This is a genomic window from Candidatus Cryosericum hinesii (assembly GCF_003570985.1).
GTDB classification, from domain to species: Bacteria; Caldisericota; Caldisericia; order Cryosericales; family Cryosericaceae; genus Cryosericum; species Cryosericum hinesii.
In genome coordinates this window covers 32,359-50,135 of record NZ_QXIW01000027.1, presented here as the reverse complement: position 1 = coordinate 50,135, position 17,777 = coordinate 32,359, and the positions used below count along the sequence as shown (strand labels likewise).

At 56.2% G+C, this 17,777-nt stretch carries 16 protein-coding genes; 9 read left to right on the top strand and 7 right to left on the bottom strand.

Annotated features, from left to right (window positions below):
- Positions 1–170 precede the first annotated feature (170 nt).
- A complete protein-coding gene (locus SMC3_RS05210; protein ID WP_119087717.1) occupies positions 171–620 on the top strand; it encodes a CGGC domain-containing protein in 450 nt (149 codons plus the stop codon).
- A gap of 55 nt (positions 621–675) precedes the next feature.
- Here SMC3_RS05210 and SMC3_RS05205 read toward each other — a convergent pair whose 3' ends face one another.
- Positions 676–3,120, bottom strand: coding sequence for a sensor histidine kinase (locus SMC3_RS05205; protein ID WP_165846594.1), 2,445 nt, complete (start codon positions 3,118–3,120; stop codon positions 676–678).
- Positions 3,110–3,811, bottom strand: coding sequence for a response regulator transcription factor (locus SMC3_RS05200; protein WP_165846593.1), 702 nt, complete (start codon positions 3,809–3,811; stop codon positions 3,110–3,112). Before SMC3_RS05200 ends, SMC3_RS05205 begins: the two co-directional genes overlap by 11 nt.
- Before the next feature lie 229 nt (positions 3,812–4,040).
- On the opposite strand from SMC3_RS05200, the gene SMC3_RS05195 reads away from it, so the two are divergent.
- Complete coding sequence (locus SMC3_RS05195; protein ID WP_119087714.1) at positions 4,041–4,757, top strand: M48 family metallopeptidase; 717 nt, start codon at positions 4,041–4,043, stop codon at positions 4,755–4,757.
- Positions 4,758–4,772: 15 nt separating this feature from the next.
- On the opposite strand, the gene SMC3_RS05190 is transcribed toward SMC3_RS05195, so the two are convergent.
- The 3 genes from SMC3_RS05190 to SMC3_RS05180 all read right to left on the bottom strand — a co-directional run bounded on the left by SMC3_RS05190 (position 4,773) and on the right by SMC3_RS05180 (position 7,023).
- Complete coding sequence (locus tag SMC3_RS05190) at positions 4,773–5,519, bottom strand: GNAT family N-acetyltransferase (RefSeq protein WP_207799678.1); 747 nt, start codon at positions 5,517–5,519, stop codon at positions 4,773–4,775.
- A 122-nt stretch (positions 5,520–5,641) separates the two neighbouring features.
- On the bottom strand, positions 5,642–6,127 hold the full coding sequence (locus tag SMC3_RS05185) for a flavodoxin family protein (RefSeq protein ID WP_119087712.1): 486 nt from the start codon (positions 6,125–6,127) through the stop codon (positions 5,642–5,644).
- 137 nt (positions 6,128–6,264) lie between these two features.
- Complete coding sequence (locus tag SMC3_RS05180) at positions 6,265–7,023, bottom strand: SagB/ThcOx family dehydrogenase (protein WP_119087711.1); 759 nt, start codon at positions 7,021–7,023, stop codon at positions 6,265–6,267.
- Between the two features lie 614 nt (positions 7,024–7,637).
- Here SMC3_RS05180 and SMC3_RS05175 point away from each other — a divergent pair.
- The 3 genes from SMC3_RS05175 to SMC3_RS05165 all read left to right on the top strand — a co-directional run bounded on the left by SMC3_RS05175 (position 7,638) and on the right by SMC3_RS05165 (position 11,301).
- The gene (locus SMC3_RS05175) at positions 7,638–9,116 is read left to right on the top strand and encodes a stalk domain-containing protein (RefSeq protein ID WP_207799677.1); all 1,479 of its coding nucleotides are present in this window, start codon (positions 7,638–7,640) and stop codon (positions 9,114–9,116) included.
- Positions 9,117–9,304: 188 nt separating this feature from the next.
- Positions 9,305–10,096: an ATP-binding cassette domain-containing protein gene (locus SMC3_RS05170; protein WP_165846592.1), complete on the top strand. Its 792-nt coding sequence runs from the start codon at positions 9,305–9,307 to the stop codon at positions 10,094–10,096.
- Positions 10,093–11,301, top strand: a complete 1,209-nt coding sequence (locus SMC3_RS05165) for a sugar ABC transporter permease (protein ID WP_119087709.1) — start codon at positions 10,093–10,095, stop codon at positions 11,299–11,301. Before SMC3_RS05170 ends, SMC3_RS05165 begins: the two co-directional genes overlap by 4 nt.
- An 80-nt stretch (positions 11,302–11,381) precedes the next feature.
- On the opposite strand, the gene SMC3_RS09375 is transcribed toward SMC3_RS05165, so the two are convergent.
- Complete coding sequence (locus SMC3_RS09375) at positions 11,382–11,537, bottom strand: hypothetical protein (RefSeq protein WP_165846591.1); 156 nt, start codon at positions 11,535–11,537, stop codon at positions 11,382–11,384.
- Positions 11,538–11,976: 439 nt separating this feature from the next.
- Here SMC3_RS09375 and SMC3_RS05160 point away from each other — a divergent pair, with 439 nt between their 5' ends.
- Positions 11,977–13,947 carry a WD40/YVTN/BNR-like repeat-containing protein gene (locus SMC3_RS05160; RefSeq protein ID WP_165848233.1) on the top strand — a complete coding sequence of 657 codons (1,971 nt, stop codon included), beginning with the start codon at positions 11,977–11,979 and terminating at the stop codon, positions 13,945–13,947.
- Here the strand turns inward: SMC3_RS05160 and SMC3_RS09605 are convergent.
- The gene (locus tag SMC3_RS09605; RefSeq protein ID WP_119087707.1) at positions 13,941–14,141 is read right to left on the bottom strand and encodes a hypothetical protein; all 201 of its coding nucleotides are present in this window, start codon (positions 14,139–14,141) and stop codon (positions 13,941–13,943) included. The genes SMC3_RS05160 and SMC3_RS09605 overlap by 7 nt on opposite strands.
- 299 nt (positions 14,142–14,440) lie before the next feature.
- Between SMC3_RS09605 and SMC3_RS05150 the strand changes: the two genes are divergently transcribed.
- The 3 genes from SMC3_RS05150 to SMC3_RS05140 all read left to right on the top strand — a co-directional run.
- A complete protein-coding gene (locus SMC3_RS05150) occupies positions 14,441–16,153 on the top strand; it encodes an ABC transporter substrate-binding protein (protein WP_119089911.1) in 1,713 nt (570 codons plus the stop codon).
- Between the two features lie 89 nt (positions 16,154–16,242).
- The gene (locus SMC3_RS05145) at positions 16,243–17,232 is read left to right on the top strand and encodes an ABC transporter permease (RefSeq protein WP_119087704.1); all 990 of its coding nucleotides are present in this window, start codon (positions 16,243–16,245) and stop codon (positions 17,230–17,232) included.
- Between the two features lie 6 nt (positions 17,233–17,238).
- On the top strand, positions 17,239–17,777 hold a 539-nt coding region (locus SMC3_RS05140), incomplete at its 3' end, for an ABC transporter permease subunit (protein ID WP_119089923.1).

Sequence of the window (17,777 nt, the reverse complement as noted above, 5' to 3'; positions counted from 1 at the left end):
GCACAAGTCCTTTCGCAGCATATGCGTCAGATCCCCAGGTTTATCGCCTGGGGGTTTTCTTGTGTTTGCAGGCACGCCATTGCATCGTCGGTCGGCGTCTTGCTCTGGCTTGGCAGGCCGAATGCGGCTAGACTGATTGGTGTGAATCTGTTCTGTGATGAGGAGGTTCGATGAGCGGCGAAATCGTGCGTGTTGGGATGATCATGTGCAACAGATACCATACATGTGCAGGAGGGAAGTGCTTCAGGGCCATGAAGAACCGCGAGGGGGCTTTCAGCATCTACGCGGGAAAGGAAGTAGAGCTCGTCGGCTGTACCACATGCGGTGGATGTCCTGGGGGCAATATCGAATACGCTCCCGCCGAGATGAAGAAGAACGGGGTGACGGTCATCCATCTGGCCACGGGGATGCTTGTCGGTTACCCGCCCTGCACGCGGATCGACTATTTCCGACGGTTCATCGAGGAGCAATATGGCATCCTTGTGGTCGTCGGAACCCACCCCATCCCTCAGAAGTACTTCAAGATCCATGACGCTTTGGGTTCGTGGAAGTCGCCCATATGGCAGGAGCTCATCCAGCCTACACTTGCTACCGAGGAAATCCGCCTGGCATACGATTAGATTGGAATGTGAAGACCATTGTGCCTGGCACAATGGTCTTCACGATTAATGAGCGCTAGGAAACCGGCAGGATGATGGAGAACGTGCTGCCTTTGCCGACCTCACTGGTAACGGCGACGTGGCCATGCATTGCCTCCACTGCCTTGTGGACGATTGCTAGGCCCAGGCCGTTGCCCCCGGACTCGCGGCTGCGGCTGGGGTCGATGCGGGTGAAACGGTCCCAGATGTGGGGCAGCGCCTCGGGCGGCATGCCGGATCCCTGGTCGGTGACGGCGATGGTCACCCTGTCTTCGGTTTGCTGAGCAGTGATGGCGACGGTTGTCCCTGCGGACGCATAGCGGATAGCGTTCTCCACCAAGTTGTCCAAGGCGACGGTCAGCAACTCGCGATTAGTCTCCAGGACCATGTCTGCTTCAGGCGTCTGCAGTGTCACTGCCTTCGTACTTAGGGTCTCGGCATGGGCGTTGTGCAGGTCTGTCCAGATCTCCTGCAGTTGGACAGACCTAAGTGGAGCAGACTGCTCGCGGTCGAGACGTGCCAGCAGGAGCAGCGACTCGGAGAGGTGCGTGGAGCGCTCGGCCTGTGACGCGATGGCCGCAAGATGCCTGCGGAATTCCTCAGGCTCCTGGTCCTGGTTGAGGGCGACCTGCGCGTTGAGGCGGATGGAGCTGAGTGGTGTGCGGAGTTCGTGCCCGGCGTCCCCCGTGAATTCCTCCAGCCGGCGCATGGACTCGGCGACCGGGTGCAGGGCGAGGCTGGCCGCGATGAGACCTGCCAGGACAATGAACAGGAAGGCGACGGGGCCAGCCAATGTGGCAGCCTTCCACAGCTCCTGCATGTCCTGCTCGACAGGTCGTATTGTTGTTCCCAGGAGTACTGTATACACAGTTCCGTCCTTGAGCCGATTGCTGATCGTTATGACCCGGACACGTATGTTCTCGCCCTGTGGCACGGCGTAGTCGGTCCGGTTGGGCACGATGCAGTACTGAGGAACGGAGGCACCTGTCATCGGCTGGAGCAGCGGGTACTGTGGGTTGATGTTGATACCAATCCGGGTGCCTCCGGTGGCTGTCCCCGAAGCCTTTAACGAGAATACCAGCCCTGTCTGGGTGATGTCCAGCTGGTCGGCAAAGTCAACCGCCTTGGTCGCCACGGTTGTAGGTTCCAGGCTGCCAAGGGTCCCCTGAAACTGTGCGGCGTCGCGCTGGAGCATCTGATCCAAGCGCCCCAGGGAGGCAGCCTCATATGTCTGCACAAACCAGCTGACAGCAGGGAGCAGCGCTAGACAGACGATGAGGATCGTGAACACGGTCTGGCGAACGATGGCATGCTGGAGCGTCTCCTCCGATGAGAGGACAGCGTGTTCTGTGCGATGTCCCAGCAGGTACCCCAAGGCGAACAGGACTGCCAGCACTGAAGGAATCACCCACAGGATGATGCGGCGCAGGCGGATGACCTGCCAATAGTCTGGTTCAGGGATGGCCATCTCGACGCGTACCTTCCCGCTTGTCGCGGCGGTGACATAGACGGACCGTGCTGCGCCACCCGTGACAGGAGACAGAGTCCGCCACTCCCCCGCGTCGCCCGGTTTGACATACGAGCCAGGGCCATAGCCTGTGCCTACACTGCTAAGCAGCTTTCCGTTCACGAGCACGCGGAAGGAAGATGCCGGGTACTCCATGGAGTGAACAGCATGCAGCCAGGCTGCGGATATGTGAACGCCTGTCCCTGCACTGGAAACTGTGGAAGCTGAGGTCGTCGCAACCAGATCAGCCCCTCTCGCGAACTCTGCTCGAGCAGTGGAACGAGTCTGACGCATCAAGAGCCATGCGACTGGTACAGCAACCAGGAGGCCAATGAGTGCAAAGGTTATGCCACGCCGTACGGGCGTCCAGAACGGGCCAATGCGTCGGACGCGGCTGCCGGGCGGGAGGAGTGCTACGATGAGGCACACGACTGCCAGACAGACACCCACCCACATGGCGACCATGAACGATACTGAGGCTCTGGATTGTGCAGTCGTCGGCCCGGCGCTCCCGATGGTGAGCATGGTCCCCACACCTCCTGCACCCGTAGCCGTGGACGTGACGTAAAGGGGTTGGATCAGGTCCGGCATTCCCACCGGCGACAATGACAGGCGATATGACCGGAAGATGTCTGTCGACCATCCGTCCAGATTCTCGAGACCATAGTCGGTCCCTGCCAGGATGTCGACACTTCCTCCGATGACATGGACGCGGATGAAGCCTCGTTTTCCCAGTACAGACAGTTGGTCTGTGATGGCATTCCGGACGGATGTTTCAGTCACGTTGCTTCTCAACTTTGTGATACGTTCGGTAATCGTCGCAGTGACCTCTGCCACCGTGATCTCCTGGGTATCCGGGTCGGCTGCACCGTGTGTGGCGCTGCGCATGAGACTGCCACAGACGATCGCGGCAATGAACAGCAGAACTGCAGCCACAATCAGACGAGAGTGCGTTCCTGCATGCTTATGAGTCATGTCCGTCCTCCTTGTCGGAGGGGGCAACGATGCCGTAGCCCAGTCCACGTACGGTCGTGATGAGTGGATGCGTCGGGTCGGTATCCAGCTTGGCGCGCAAATATCGAACATGCGTGCGCAAGGTGTCGGACCACAGTGATGCTTTGGCATCCCACAGGTGGTCTTCCAGTTCTTCGCGCGGCACGATGCGTCCCTGGTTGCGCAACAGATACTCGAGCAGCTGCTCTTCCTTGGTGGCCAGTTGCACCACAACGTCGTGCAGCTTGCAGATATGTGTCACGATATCCAGTTCGACATCACCCGCCCGCAGGACGGATGTCTTGTGGTTTTCATCCCTGCGCAGAAGCGCGCGCACGCGCGCCAGCAATTCGTTGAGGTCGAAAGGTTTGGTCAGGTAGTCGTCGGCGCCCGCGTCCAGGCCGGTGACCTTATCGTTCGTCAGGTCCCGGGCAGTCAGAACCAGCACGGGGATGGTGTATCCTTCGGACCGGATCGTCCTGAGGAACGTGAGTCCGTCCATATGTGGCATCATCAGGTCCAGCAGGACCAGGTCGTATGCCTGCTCGATGTGGACTCTGCCGAGCGCATCGCGGCCGTCCAGTGCGGTGTCGACTGCCAGTCGCTCGTGGGTCAGCGCGTCGGAAAGCGCGGACAGCATTGTTGGCTCATCCTCTACCACCAGTACTCTCATCGTCGCTCTCCTCCTTTCTTCTAATGTCACAGGTCCCCCTGCGCACCTCGATGATACAAGCATAGCGTTAACCCATCGTTAAGTGGAGACATGCCGGTTGCGCTTCTGCGACATGGGGGCACAATACTCGCATGGAAAAAGTGGGAACTCGGAACTGGGGAATACTCGGCAGTGACAGCTGGAATGTGAAGACCATTGTACCTGGTACTATGGGTGTTCACAATTTGTCATGAACGTGAAGAAGCCGGAAGGGGAGCAGCGAACAAGTCCCGTGGCGGGCGCATATGTGCTGGTGCGGTCGCGCCGTCGGACTGTGGGGCTGGAGGTGCGGCTGGACGCGACGCTGGTGGTGCGAGCGCCCACACGGACGCCGGTGTGGTACGTGGAATCTCTGCTGCGGGAGAAGGCAGGGTGGATCGAGGACAAGCTTGCAAAGGCGCGCAGCCATGTGTCCCTGCTGCCACGACATGACTTCCTGACGGGAGAACGTTTCCCGTACCTGGGGCGAGATTGGCCATTCATGGTTGTCGCTTTTCAGAAAACACCGCTGACCTTCGACGAGAAGACCGGGTTCAGCTTGGATATGGCGGCGTTCGACCGTGGAGAAGTGGTCTTCGAGGAGTGGTACCGGGCCCGGGCGCGCGAACTTCTAGCGGAACGCGTCCAGCACTATGCGCCCCTGGTCGGCGTGAGCCTCCCCCGACTGCGTATCACGGGCGCCGAGCGGCGCTGGGGTTCGTGCAGCACAACTGGCACCGTCAGCTTTGCTTGGCGCCTCATCATGGCTCCCATGGATGTGGTCGACTATGTCGTCGTACATGAGCTGGCACACCGGCGAGAGATGAACCATTCTGCGCGGTTCTGGGCGGTCGTCGCCTCTGTCCTGCCGGACTATGACGTGCGCAGACGCTGGCTGAAGGACCATGGGGTGATGCTGACGATCTAGGACGGAGAAGTGGGGCTAGCGGTGCAGGACCCACCAGACGTCGCGGCCGGCGAAGCCGCAACGACGGAACAGATGCTCCGGTTCGCAGGGGTTCTTCACCTGGCCGACAACGGTAGTGAACGCCACTTTCTGTTCCAGGCGATAGACAAGTTCCTGGACGAGCATGGTGCCCAGTCCGAGACTGCGGAACGCAGGCAGGACCTGAATCCATTCGAGGGACCCTTCTCCAGTGTCCTTGTCAGTCTCAGCGATGCCCAGAGCGACAGGGCGTTTCTCCTTGCGGTCCACGATCCACAGCCAGGCGTGCGAGGCGAAGACCGGACGCTTCGTCCATGTCGCGATCTCATCAGTGCCCGGCGTAGGGGTGTCATAGCAGGCGTGCAGGATGGTCGCCACGAGTGGGAGTTCAGTTGTCGTGTTGACCTCATGGATAGTGTAGCCCGGGACCGTGGCGCGCAGTGGCAGTTCGCTGCCGGTGTGGACCAGACGAAAAAAGGCTTCCTTGCGGTCGAACCATGGGGCAAGTGGAGCCACGAAGTCGTTGTGGATGTACACCGTGGGGACGCCGTCGAGTTTGACCGACGCAGCTTTCAGGGGGTCCTGCGTCCGTGTGCCATAGATGAGCATCTTCCCGGGTTCTCGCAGTTCGACGCCTGTCACTGAGCCGGCGTCATCAATGAACCGACACTCCAGAGACTGCAGGCGCGCGACGGTCTTCCACAGTGCATTTGGCAGAATACGCGACGGATCCTTGCGGTACAAGGCGCGAAGTGCCGCCTCGTCGGATGACGTGTCTCTGGGAGGGGCTATGACTATTGCTTTTCGTCGGGGCATAGGGGCAGGATAGCGCCACTGCGGTTCACGTCAACCGTCGGAACGCGATGTCAACTATTCAGCAGGTCCTTGGCCCAGCGGAGCAGGTCGGTGGCACACTGTTCCTTGTCCATCTTGAGCGGCATCTTGAAGCCGATGTGGCCGACAACTGTGGCTCCTGGCACCAGCGAAGTAAGGACCCGGTACGTCTTCACGTCATTATCTCCGTAGCTGGTGAAGAAAGCCACTCTCTTTCCCTTGAGGTCGACACCCTTTAGGAACGTACGCACGGCCGGGGTCGGGCGACTGTTCCATACAGGTGTCCCTATAAACACAATGTCGTAGTCCGCGGCGTTGTGTGCCAGCGGACGGAGTGGGGGTGTTGCGCCGGTGGCAGCCAGAAAGCCGCCCTTGACGTACTTCATGAACCCGTGTGTCGGGTGTGGTTTGACCAGCTCCAGCTCCATGGAGTCCATCACGAGCTCCTTGGCAAGCGTCTGGGCCAAAAACCGGACATCACCGTCCAGTGAATAGAACACTACCAGTGCATTGGGCATTGTCCACCTCTTTAATGCCAGACTAGTTCTGCGTATCCATGTGTCAAGTGAAACCCTGTTAACGATATAATGGCTGGGTCAGGAACGATCGCGAGGTCGGCGCGGAAGGTGCTCCGGTCTGTCCTCCGCTGCTGGAACTACTTGTGGATGCCGGTCGGCTTCTTTCCCAGCGAAGCGCAGTAGATGACAAACTGCTGCTCGGGGTCAAAGCCAAGATAGGCGTTGAACTCGTCGTCGAAGAACGCGTTGATGGCGCAGACGCCGCAATCAATGGCCTCCGCGGCCAGGTACAGGTTCTGGCAAACATGGCCTGCGTCGAGGAACAGGCCGCGGTATGCGCGCTGGTTATAGCGCCAGACCATGCGGTAGGGTACGGCTGCCCAGATAAATGTGACTGCGCTCAACTCGACCATTTTCTGGTCGCCGCACAGATCCGTGACGTCCTGCAGGGTTTGCGTCCCGGGCTTGACGAGCTGCAGCTTGTGCTCGATTGCAAGGAACCGGTAGATGCCGGGCTCCAGGCCAGTGACCGCCCGGACCATGAGATAGGTCTCAAAGGCATGGCGGGCGCCCCCCGATGGTACAGTGCGCAGAGTACACGGACGCTTTGTAACAGCCTTGACCCCCTGCGTGCACCAGAGGAGGAACGAGAGCTCCTCCAGCGTCAATGCTTCGTCGCGGTACAGGCGGATGCTGTGACGCCGGTCGATTGCGGTCCGAAGGTCAATGCTTGCGATATCAAGCGTCTTCGGGTCCGGGAGGTCGATGATGGGCATGCTGTCGTCGAATGGCAACTCCAGGGGCGGTTGTGGCAGACCCTTTTCCTGATCAGACGGCTGAGACAGGCCGTCGCTTACGTAACGCGTGTCGTGCAGAAACTGCTGTCCAGAATCCATCGTTCACCTCAGCATTGTGGTATGCTTTCAGTGTAATCCCGCCCGAATTGTTTGCAATCCGAACGGATATGATGTCTTGGGTGGCGTAGCCATTTGTTCTCGTTCGCAATGACGGCGCACCGCGTTGTTCGCCTCCAGATTCAGTAGTTCGCCAAGATCCAGCGCTCGAAACCGAGGATGTCGGAGATGTGGTCTGCTCCAGATGACGTCGGTAATGAGGTGGATCCCGACATAGGACAGGTGTGCTGACACGTCTTCAATACGATTGTTGCGTCCCATGGCGTCGTGGGCTTATCTTATCGAACGTCGTCGCGTAGAATTCAATGGTGGGGTCTCAAACGGCCTTCTGTTCGACGCCTTGGTGCAAGGGTTCGACGTCTCTCTTGAAATCCAAGTTGCTGCTTGCCGGGCTCGTTTCCCTCTGTAGTCTTTATCTCTGTGAGGATGTTTCCGGGAAGGCCCCAAGCAACTTGACATTAATTCGCAACGTGCTATTAGAAATAGTCAGAGTCGATCAGAGGCAAAAAGGGGGTGGGAGAAGGTCTGAATATTGCCTATGGTTTTGTTGATACAGACAAGAGGAGGTTAAGGCACGATCTACGGGAGGTAACAGGATGAGAAAGGCACTGAGTATACTACTCGTTATGGCATTGCTTGCCGGAGTTCTTGGATTTGCTCCTGCTGTAAGAGCAAGCCAGGCTGTTGTCGTTCAGATGACGATTGGATCTACAAAAGCGACCATAGACCTCAAACAGGTTGTTCTTGATCAGCCACCTCTTATAGAAAATGGCAGAACACTTGTGCCGTTCAGATTTATCGGGGAGGCACTTGGAGCTCAGATAGGCTGGGATCCCGCTAACAGAACGGTGAGCTACATTCTCGGGGATAAGAGTATTGTTCTCACCATTGGTTCAGCAACTGCTATGGTCAATGGCGTAAAGACTACTCTTGATGTTGCGGCCAAGATTCTTCCTACTGGCAGAACAGTGGTTCCTATAAGATTCATCAGTGAGTCAATTGGAGCAAAGGTCGCCTGGAACGCTACTACAAGGATGGTTACAGTCACTATGGCTGCAACACTGGATGTTGGTATCGTTCTTCCAACCAAAGACGAGCCGAGATGGCTACAGGACCAGACTCGCTTCAATACTGCCCTCAAGACTGCTGGCTACGACGCTGAGATTCTCTTCAGCCAGGGCTCTTCCGCCATAGAAAAACAGAATGTTGAAGCTCTGATTACCAAGGGCATCAAGGTTCTTATCCTCTGCCCACAGGACGCCACCGCTGCCGCTGCCGCTGCAGACGAGGCCAGAGCTGCAGGCATAAAGGTCATTTCCTATGACCGCCTGATCCTCAACACGAGTGCTGTTGATTATTATGTGACCTTTGACAGCATTTCCGTTGGCAAGGCTCAGGCACAGTACCTGGTTGGCAAGACAACTGGCACCAAAAATCCGCTTTATCTGTATGCTGGCGCTGCCTCTGACAACAACGCTTTCCTCTTCTTCGAGGGAGCCTGGGACGTACTGCAGCCCAAGATTGCCGATGGCACATTCGTGATTGAGAACTCAAGCGAAGCTGTCGCTCTCCAGGGCAAGGCCACGCTGACCCGTGCCGAGATGGCTAAGATCATTGGTCAAATCACCACCAACTGGGATTTCACCGTCGCTAAGAATCTGGCTGAAGCCAACCTGACAATGGCTACCGCTGGCAAAAAGGGTAATGTATTCATTCTCGCGCCAAATGACGGCACCGCCCGTTCGATTGCAGATGCATTTGCTGCTGACAAGGACGTCAAGAGCTACGTGATTACCGGCCAGGACGCTGAGATACCCTCCGTGCAGTACATTATTGATGGCAAGCAGTCGATGACCGTCTTCAAGGATGTCAGGACACTCGTCAAAGATGCAAGCGCCGCGGCTGTCGATTATCTCACTGGCAAAACTCCTGAAAAAACCACCACCTACAACAACGGCAAGATTGACGTCCCTGCCAAGCCGTCTGCTGTTATTAGTGTGGACAAGAGCAATGTCGTGGCTGCTTTGATTACTTCTGGTTACTATCCAGCCAGCGATTTCACCGGATTGCCATAAGAAACAGCACAACAGTTAGTTGATTAATACAGGAATCTACTGCAATAAGGGGAAAGGAGTACCGGGAGCAAAGCAAATGGTCTCTTAATTATCGTGGAGATGTCTTGCTTTGCTCCCCCATGAGAGATTCTAGCTTCTTCAGTGCAGTCACACTCTTGCACATCTTTCCAGGGAAAGAGAGGAAACCAATGTCAGAAACCACACCCATAATAGAAATGCAGAACATCAAGAAGAACTTCGGTGGTGTCCAGGCGTTGCAAGGGGTGGATTTGGTACTACACCACAACGAAGTACTGGGCCTGGTGGGCGACAACGCTGCCGGCAAATCTACCCTGATGAAGATTCTCAGTGGGGCATACATCCCGGATGAAGGAGAGATCTTCATCGAGGGTAAGAAGGCACATATTGCCAATCCCTGGAATGCACGCCAGCAGGGCATTGAGATGGTGTATCAGGACTTGGCACTTGCGGATAACCTCGACGTGGCCGCCAACGTTTTCATGGGACGCGAAGCGGCGAGCGTAAAACTTGGCCCAATCAGTATTATGGATGAGCATTACATGGGGCAAGAAACGCAACGTCTGCTAAATCGTTTGAAGATTGACATCTCCTCCGTGCGCTTGAAAGTGGAGAGTCTGTCCGGTGGCCAGCGCCAGGCCGTGGCCATTGCTCGCGCGACAGCTTTCAACAACAAGGTCACCATCATGGACGAGCCCACGGCGGCCCTGAGTGTGGCAGCCATTGACAAGGTACTCGATTTAGTGCGGGAACTCAAGGCACAGGGCTCTTCAATCATCATCATCAGCCACCGCTTGGAAGATATCTATAAGGTCAGCGACCGAATGATGGTGTTGCGACATGGACGCAAGGTCTGCGACACTCCCGTCGCTGGTAACATTGACGATTTCCGCGAGCGGGTGGTGGCCTATATAGTTGGCGCACGCGATGATTTTGCCGAGGGAGTGGGCAAGCAACAATGAGCACGAAGAGGTTCAAGACGTCGTTCATGAAGGATGTAAGTAAAACACTGCGACAGAATATCCGTGATTGGGGCATGTATATCGCCTTGTTAACTATCATGGCGATCTTTACAATCACGACGAAAGGTGTCTTCATTTCGTCGAGAAACATAGGCAACTTGATAGATCAGACAGGCTACATAGCAGTATTGGCGGTCGGTATGACACTGGTCATTGTCATTCGGGATATAGATCTGTCGGTTGGTTTTCTCGCCGGCTTCCTGGGCGCGGTAGCGGCAATCTCTATGGTATCCTGGCACCTGCCTGTATATGCGAGCATACCGGTTGTCCTGGGGCTAGGAGTCCTGGCGGGGCTTCTCACCGGTTTCCTCGTGGCGCAGATGAAAATCCCAGCCTTTGTAGCAACGCTTGCTGGATGGTTAGGCTACAGAGGAGCATTGCAACTCGCAACTATGAGCAGGGGCACGATAATCATTCCGAGTGACGCTTTTAACGCCATAGGCAACGGCTACATTCCCGACATTCCCGGCATTGGGATCTTGCCTGGAGTACATAAATTGACTCTTATCCTCGGAGTTGTGGCCATTGCACTCTTCATCATTAGCGCGATCAACAACCGCAGAAAGATGCGGGCTTACGACTCTAAAGTATTGGCGATGCATTTGTTCATTATTGAACTAGTATTCGTATCGGCTCTAGTGGGAGCTATCACCTGGGTGCTCGCGGGGTACAGAGGCCTCTCATGGACTGGGGTGGTCGTATTGATCGTGGTCATATTCTACAATTTTGTTATGTCACGCACGGTGCTTGGCAGACATATTTACGCCGTCGGTGGAAATCCAGAAGCGGCTGAGTTGAGCGGCATCAGTGTAAAGAAAGTAACCTATGTCGTTTTTGCTTCGATGGGTCTCCTTGCAGCTCTGTCGGGCATATTGTTCGCGTCCCGTTTCAAGTCCGCCACAACGACGGCGGGAACTCTCTTTGAATTGGATGCAATCGCGGCGGCTTTTGTCGGTGGTGCATCACCGTCCGGTGGCGTCGGCAAGGTTACGGGGTCGATCGTCGGTGCGTTTGTTATGATGTCACTGACGAGCGGCATGAACCTTATGGGCATCGATATATCTTACCAATACATCGTTAAAGCTCTTGTGCTTGCGGGTGCTGTTATATTTGATATTGCAGCCCGTAATAGAGCAAGAGAATAGGCCAGTTCTTATTTGCAGGTACTTCTTGCGTGGATTACTGGCAGGTTCGCTCAAAGGCTAATCAAGTGAGGTTTGGTCTCTCAAGCAGCAAATTCACGCAGATAGTTGGAATAGGGGCCTGTGGATTCATGGATGATCCTTCCCTTGTTCCAGTCGGTACCATACCTCTTCTTGAGGAGCTTCTTCAGGGTTGTCAACCCCCCTCTCGTTCGGAACTTCATCCTCGTGTGTTCCATCCCATACCTCCAACGATTGCTTCGAACCATCAATTCCTGCACAATGTGTCATACGAAACCTCTCCTATATGAGGAGAGTTTGCAATGGGTTGTCCTTCCATCAGCGTTTCATTTCGTCCACAACCCAAGCTGGAAGAACCTTCTTCCGCCTCTGTTCCACCACAAACGTCTACCCATTCCTCTCACCCACTACCCTAAATAATACCTCCTCCATCGTACGAAATGTACCTGAAGCAACAGGTCATCAACCCAGTGGAAATGTACGCATGGCTACCACATTTTTTGATCACCAGAGGTTGTCCTCTCTTGGTGATTGCATCCACTTGTTCCTGGCAGAGGAGGATCTCGTGGTGCAGGTTGGTCAGGTCTAGCGCTGCACATGTTGACCGCAACCGTTTCTTCTATGGAGAGACGGAGCTCTGATAGAAGGGGAAAAGTGATGAAACACGTTGGTCGCGTTGTGGCAGCAGTCTTGCTTGTGTTTGTCGTGGCGGTTGTCTGGTATGCCCACTCAGGTGAGGCCGTCGTCATGCGGCATGTTTTCACCAATGCTGCAAGCATCGCCGAGGGAACGATCTGGGTGCGATCGGACAAGGGACTTTTTGGGGGACCCGTCACAGCTATTGCCAGCTTCTCTTCTAACGGGGCGGTCGTCTACGCCGGCACGCGTGAAGATGAAATCTATGTCTCCTCTGATGGGGGAAGCGATTGGACGCCACTCGGCGGCGCTTCGTCCGGCCACTATGTTGCGGGCATCGAGGTTGACCCGAGGGCGAACGGAAGGATCGTCGGCAAGGCCGTGTATGGTGCCGGCTTCTTCCTTTCCGAGGACGGTGGCCAGACGTGGAAGAACGCAAGTCGAGGCTTGGGCAGCCGGTCGCTGTCGTGTCTCGCTTCCCCTGCCGGCTCTCCGGACACCTTGTTTGCAGGGACGGGCGATGCCGGTCTTTTCATCTCGAGGGACGGAGGGCGTTCGTGGAGCCGAACCGGTCGCAAGGACTTGGGCGACCGCATCGCAGCCGTTGATGCCAGCAGGGACGGCAGGACGGTCTATGCAGGAACTCAGGAGACCGGTCTCTTCGTCTCGAGGGACGGAGGGGGCATGTGGAATGCCATTGTCCTGCCATTCGGATCACAGCCCATGGTGACGGGCATCGATATCGATCCCGCGGACGAGCTCCGTCTGACTGTCACTGTGACCGGTGGCGGCATAGGATTGTCGAAGGATGGAGGCCGGACGTGGGTCACTTCCCGCAGGGGGTCGCTCCCCTCAGACTGTGTGGCGGTCGAGTTCCTTCCGGGCGGGGCGCCTGGACTTGTTCTCGGTACACAATCCGGAGCACTGTACTTCTCGGCAGACGGCCTCGACTGGCAGCTGGCCTTTCAGTTACCCGACGGCGGGCATGTCTTCGGATTGGTGCGCTCTGGCACGGGCATGCTGGCTGCGACGTCCCATGGGGTCTTCTCGTCTGGTGACGGCATGGCATGGAGCGAATCCAGCACCGGGATCACGAACCTGACCCTGGCAGGATTGGCCGCGTCGCCGGTCGATGCGGACGTCCTCTACGCGGCGACGGACCAGGGCGTTTTCCGCAGTCCGGACGCCGGCATCTCGTGGTCGCGCTGCTCCGAGTCGAACGGGGTAATCAGCGTTCTTGTGCTGCAAGATGGACGGACTGTTCTTGCCGGCACGTCCGTCGGGTCGGTGCTTCGCAGTGTCGACGGCGGGGATCACTGGGTTGCTGTCACCCGTGGCATCCCCGGCGTCAGGGTGAGTATCCTGGCGTCCTGTTCTACAGGGCCGACGACGGTCTACGCTGGTACGGACGGGGGATTCGCGGTTTCGAACGATGCAGGTCTGACCTGGGAGTCGAGGAACATCGACCTCGTCGCCACGGCGCCGGTAGAATCGTCGACACCGCGGACCGAGATTGCCGCGCTCCTTCCGGATACAGCAACGCCGGGCACGGTGATTCTCTCGCTACTGGGTCAGGGGTTGTACATAACCAGGGACGATGGCATCCGCTGGAAACGTCTGCAATCGTCAATGGATACACCCTGGGTCGACAGCCTTGCTGTCGACGGACAAACAGGCCGGTTCTACGCTGGCACGGACACCATGGGTGTGTATGTCTCGCAGGACGGCGGGACGACGTGGTCCCGGTCCACTAGAGGGCTGTCGACCATCCTCTCCGTATCGGGAGCGGTCAACACGATCGCGGTCGCTCGGGACGGCGTGGTATACGCAGGAATGCAGGCACGCGGAGCGGCGACGTCACGGGACGAGGGAGCCACGTGGCAGCGTCTGAACAGCGGTCTTCCCGACCTGGATGTACGATGTATTATTGTGGCAGGGGATGGTGTGTTCGCCATGACGGAGCACTGCGTCCTTCGCCTCCAGACTCAGTAATTTGCCAGAATCCAGCTCTCGAAACCGAGGCTGTCGGAGACGTGGTCGGCCCCCGATGACGCCGCATCGCCGATCACGTAGTCTGTCACGAGGTAGGTCTCGATATCGACCAGACGTGTTGACATGTCTTCAGTACAATCGCTGCACCTCATAACGTCGTGGACATTGTCGAAGGTCGTCGCGTAGAACTCCATGATGGGGTCCCAGACGGCTTGTTGGTCGAGGCCTTGATACTTGGGCCTTGACCTCTCCTGAACTTCACCAGATTGCTGCTGCCCGGGTTCGTGTCCGTCCGCATGTGTGCTGTCGCGACGAGGGCGTTTTCAGCGAAGTTCTGGGAACTTGACATTAATTTTGAATGTGCTATTAGAAATAGTCAGAGTCGATCAGAGGCAAAAGGAGGTGGGGGAAACATCTTAGTATCTGAATGTTGTCCATGGTTTTGTCGCGGTAGACGTGGAGGTTGAGGCACGATATACAGGAGGCAAGAAGAATGAGAAGGGTAGTGTCTATTCTGCTGGTCTTAGCATTACTGACTGGAGTTCTAGGAGTTACCTCTGTTGCAGCTGCAGCAACTACTGAATTCCCCCGGTCACAGACCCTTTACACTGGTGGAAAGCAGTGGGGTCCTCCGTCGAACTGGAACCCCTTCATGACGGGGAACTATGCGACGGGAACAATTGGTCTATGCTACGAAACGCTATTCCTGTATGATCCCCTGACAGCGAAGTTCACACCCTGGCTCGCCAGCAGTGGAAAGTGGACCAACAGCACTACGTACAGGCTGGTCCTCCGCTCAGGTTTGGCGTGGTCTGACGGTAAGGCCTTGACCGTTGACGACGTCAAGTTCACCATCGAGCTTGGCAAGAAGACGACACTCAACTTCAGCAGTTTGTGGAGCTGGCTTACGTCGATCACCAAGGTCAACAGCACCACCTTGGACTTCAAGTTCAAGACCCCGCTCTATCAGGAATGGGACAACTATCTGTACAACCTTCCAATCGTTCCTCAGCATATCTGGTCAACCAAGAGTCTGACCGATGTCGCGACGGGAGCCAATGACAAACCTGTCGGATCAGGCGCCTATCTATACAATACATACGATCAGACCAAGATGGTCTGGGAGAAGAACGTCAACTGGTGGGCGACCAAGGCACTCAAGTTGTCGGTTGCTCCCAAGTACGTCATTGACCTTGTCAACACCAGCAACGAGAACTCGCTGGGTTTGGTGCTCCAGGGGCAAGAAGATCTGAACAACAACTATTTGCCGGGCATCTCCACATTGCTGACAGGCGGTTACGCACTCCACACGTACTATCCGAGTGCCCCGTACGATATTGCTGCCAACACTGCATGGCTGGATATCAATCTCCAGAAGAAGCCCATGAGCGACCTCGCATTCCGGAAGGCACTTGCCTACGGGATCAACGTAGCCGACATTGTTTCAAGGGATTACAACAACATGGTCAGCGCCGCCGACCCGACAGGCCTTCTCCCCATGTGGAACAAGTACGTTGACCAGGCTGTTGTCAAGAAACTGGGCATCACGTACAATCCTGCCAAAGCCAAACAAGTCCTTGCGGCTGCCGGCTACAAAGATGTCAACCATGATGGATTTGTCGAGAACAAGGATGGCACCAAGATTGCGCTGAAGCTTATCGTGCCCAATGGATGGTCTGACTGGATGGCCGCTGCCCAGATGATCTCCAAGAGTGCCAAAGCCGTGGGGATCAATATCGTGGCCAGTTACCCGGACTTCAACGGTTACCTGGATGCCCGCTTGAAGGGTACGTTTGACCTGGCCATTGACAACCAGGCTAATGTAAGCAACTCACCGTGGACGTACTATCACTTCATCTTCTATGACCAGCTCAAAGACATCCCGACCACGCAGGGTGGCAACTATGGCAGGTACAACAACAAGACTGCCTTTGCTCTGGTGACGCAGCTGGATAAGACGAAGACCACCGATCTGGCAGCTATGAAGGCTGTCATCTCGAAGCTTCAGACGATTCAGCTCACGGATCTGCCCATGATCCCGCTTTGGTATAACGGTATGTGGGCCCAGATGAGCACTACGTACTGGACGAACTGGCCATCTTCGGTCGCTGGAAAGAATCATGATCTGCCCGTTACCTGGAATGGCTACTGGAACATGACCGCTATCCTCATGCTTACTCAATTGAAGGCCGTAAAACAACCGTAACAGCCAATGTATTCAACGCCCCCTCCTCCTCATGTGGGAGGAGGGGGCGTGAAACATTCTCAGACCTTCTTTCAAGCGAAGGAGCGGCAATGCGACGTTATTTCGGAAGAAAACTGCTCATTTATGTCATTACCTTTATCCTGGCGGTGACCGTCGATTGGGCCATTCCACGTTTCATGCCAGGCAACCCCGTTGAGATCCTGATTGCGAGGGCCGGCCTGAAGGCCGAATCCGCCAAGCTCATCTACTCCTATTACATGAAAGCATTTGGGCTCAATGTGCCTATCTGGCGGCAGTACCTCAATTTCTGGATCGCACTGTTCCATGGAGACCTTGGGGTCAGCCTGTGGCTGTTTCCACAGCCCGTGATGAAAATTATCAAGCAGGCTGTACCATATGACATTCTTCTCCTGCTGCCGGCAATCCTGCTGAGCTGGCTGGCCGGCAACAAATTCGGTGCGTATGCGGCGCGATCAAAGTGGCTTGACAACACCATATCGCCGCTGGCGTATATCCTTCAAGCGACCCCCTATATGTGGCTCGGGATGTTACTGGCTTGGCTTTGTGGAGTCAGACTGCACCTTCTTCCCTTTTCGGGGGCGTACAGCAATGCCATGATGCCCAGTTTCTCCTGGTCGTTCGTCTGGAGTCTCCTGCAGCATTGGATTCTCCCCTTCGCCTCTCTGTTCATTGTACAGTTTGGCGGCTGGGCGATCGGGATGCGGAACATGATCATTTACGAACTTGAAGCGGACTACTCACACTATCTCGAAGCGCTGGGCGCGCCAAGGAAGCTGGTCAGGAGTTACGCGTTTCACAACGCACTCCTTCCCCAGATCACCGGGCTGGCACTGCAACTGGGCGCCATTGTCGGGGGGGCCCTCGCCACAGAAATAGTGTTTTCATACCCTGGAATTGGCTTTCTGATTCTGCAGGCGATTCAGAACCATGACTACTTCCTGCTCCAAGGGTCTTGTCTCTTTATTATCATCGGCGTGTTGCTTGCCAACTTCCTTATCGACCTCGCGTATGTCCTTGTGGATCCTCGAACGCGCGTTGGGATGCAAGGGGAGGAGTAGGGCGCTATGGCACAACCCAGGAAGCAGAACGAAGCGCTTTACTTCATGCGTCGGAACGCCAAGCTCCAGATCGGCGTGGCGATCGTGTTTCTCTTCATCATCCTCGCACTGGTGGGCCCGCTCCTCACGAAATACCAGCCACGAGATTATGTGGCTCCGGGTGCTCAGCCGCCATCGTCTGAGTTCTGGTTTGGGACGACGAGCTTTGGAGAGGATGTCTTTACCCAGTTCGTATATGGCCTCAGGTCAACGTTCCTCGTAGGCATGGTAGGCGGCGGGCTGGGGACCCTGATTGGCATCCTCATCGGTTTCACGGCCGGGTATCGCGGCGGTATTGCGGATGAAGTACTCAACATGCTGACCAACATTGTTCTGGTCGTTCCATCGTTGGTTGTTCTTCTGATCGTAGCGGCCTATCTTGAGGTGCGAGGACTGGTGTTCGAGAGTGTCTACATTGCACTCTTCTCGTGGCCCTGGGCAGCTCGAGCCATCCGTGCCCAGACCTTCTCATTGCGTTCCAGAGATTTTGTTGATCTGGGCCGCCT